The organism is Streptacidiphilus pinicola (genome assembly GCF_003258295.1).
Taxonomy (GTDB): Bacteria; Actinomycetota; Actinomycetes; order Streptomycetales; family Streptomycetaceae; genus Streptacidiphilus; species Streptacidiphilus pinicola.
Genome location: NZ_QKYN01000254.1, coordinates 1 through 1416, shown reverse-complemented (window position 1 = coordinate 1416; position 1416 = coordinate 1). Strand labels below are relative to the sequence as shown.

The following is a 1416-nucleotide window of genomic DNA, read 5'->3' as shown; positions in this document are numbered from 1 at the left end:
GGACGCGCCCGGGCCGGGCGTCGCCGCCCTCCCCGGCCGGCTGGTGCCTGCCCGGCCCCCCGGGCAGCTCCCCGCAGCGCTCTCCCGACTCATGGGCTCGGCGGCCCGTGTGCGCAGCGCCGGACTCACCGCGCTGCGCGCGCCGCCACGCCCCGTCCCGCTACTGGGCCCGCCCCACCAGCTGTGCCGCGAGCTGATTGCGGTGACATGGCAGCGGTGACCCCCGCCCCTGGGCCCGCCCGCCGGCCCAGGGGTGGGGGTCACCGCTGCCATGACACCGCAATCAGCTCGCGGCACAGCTGGTTGGCCGGGCCCATCAGCGCGACGGCGCGGGCGTCGGCGAGCAGCGTGTTGAGTCGGTGGTTCATCACATAGCCCGCCGATCCCATGAGTCGGGAGACCTCCAGGGCGATCTGCTCGGCGGCCTGGGAGGCGAACAGCTTGCTGTGCAGAGTGGCGATCCCCGGCTCGGGCGCCTCCCGGCGGCCGGCGCGGGTCACCACGGCCTGGATGGCCTCCACCGAGGTGGCCAGATCCACCAGCCGGGCCGACAGCGGGGAGTCGGCGGACACCCCGGCGCGCGCGGCGTGGGCGCGGGCGAGCTCCAGCAGCGCGCGGGCGATCCCCGCCGAGACGGCTCCGAGGGTCGCCCCGGTCTCGCGGACCCCGGCGATGATCTCGGTGGCCCGGCCGAGCGGACCCAGCCGGTCCTCGTCCGCCACCCGGCAGCCGCTCAGCGAGACGAAGCCGGTCGCCGAACCACGCATGCCGGCCAGGTCCAGGCTCAGGTCGGGCGTCAGCCCGGGATTGTCCGCGCCGACCAGGAAGAAGGTCTGACCCTGCGAGCCGTAGCGTGAGTCGTCAAGCTTGGTTTCAGGCTCGGCCTCGGAGGTCTGGACGAGCACCAGGTAGAGGTCGGCGATGCCGGCCCCGGTGGTGAAGGACTTGGCCCCGTCCAGCGTCCAGAACCCGTCCGCGTCGGCCCGGCCGGTGGAGGCGAGCCGCTTCTTCGCCGCCCCGGCGCCGGTCTCGCTCCAGGCGGAAGCCGCCAACACCCGGCCCGCGGCCATCTCCGGCAGCAGCCGCGCCTGCTGCGCGGGCGTGCCCCACTCGCTGATCCGGGCGCTCACGGCGTAGTGCTGGAAGAGAATGATCGCCGTCGACGGATCGACCCGCGCGACCTCCCCGACCACGGCGTTGACCTCCGAAGCACCCCGCCCCGCCCCGCCGTACTCGACCGGCACCACCAGCCCCAGCAACCCGGAACCCCGCACCGCCCGCAGAGCCTCCTCGTCGGGCCGCCCACTCCGCGCGGTACGCACGGAAGCCTCCCGCAGCACGTCGAGCAGGCCGGAATCGAGCACCGGCTCCGTCTCTGCCCGGGTCCCTTCTAGCAATCCAGCCACTCGAGGACCT

The 1416-nt window shown here is 74.8% G+C and carries 2 protein-coding genes; one reads left to right on the top strand and one right to left on the bottom strand.

Going from position 1 to position 1416, the window contains the following annotated elements:
• The coding region (locus DN069_RS41180) for a hypothetical protein (protein WP_207892418.1) at window positions 1-220 on the top strand (220 nt) is incomplete at its 5' end.
• Window positions 221-260: 40 nt separating this feature from the next.
• Here the strand turns inward: DN069_RS41180 and DN069_RS38660 are convergent.
• Window positions 261-1364, bottom strand: a complete 1104-nt coding sequence (locus DN069_RS38660) for an acyl-CoA dehydrogenase family protein (protein ID WP_243640337.1) — start codon at window positions 1362-1364, stop codon at window positions 261-263.
• Window positions 1365-1416 lie beyond the last annotated feature (52 nt).